The 269-nt window shown below is 32.7% G+C and carries 1 protein-coding gene; it reads left to right on the top strand.

Annotated features, from left to right (window positions below):
* Positions 1-56: 56 nt before the first annotated feature.
* Positions 57-269, top strand: a 213-nt coding sequence (locus AAEY87_RS14015) for a hypothetical protein (RefSeq protein ID WP_350657614.1), incomplete at its 3' end; no start/stop codon positions are given.

Below are 269 nucleotides of genomic sequence, written 5' to 3' on the forward strand. Positions count from 1 at the left end.
ATACAATAGAAGTCAAATAATTATATTTATATAAATAGCCAATAAGGGATAGTTTCTTGGGTATAAAACAGTGGTTCGTTAAACCAACGCCTAAGCAGTTTTTTTATACAAGTTTAGTTTACGCGATAGTATTTCCAGTGATAGGTGTTTTTATCGCTGACTCTATGGTTTCAGCCTATATGCTTTTCTTTTTAATTTTATCTGCTCTAGTAACGCGAACCTACCTTAAGCCTGTTATTTCGAGTAATGGGTATAATGTTATTACCGGT

It is taken from the genome of Psychrobacter sp. S1-30-MNA-CIBAN-0213 (genome assembly GCF_040309845.1).
Classification (GTDB): Bacteria; Pseudomonadota; Gammaproteobacteria; order Pseudomonadales; family Moraxellaceae; genus Psychrobacter.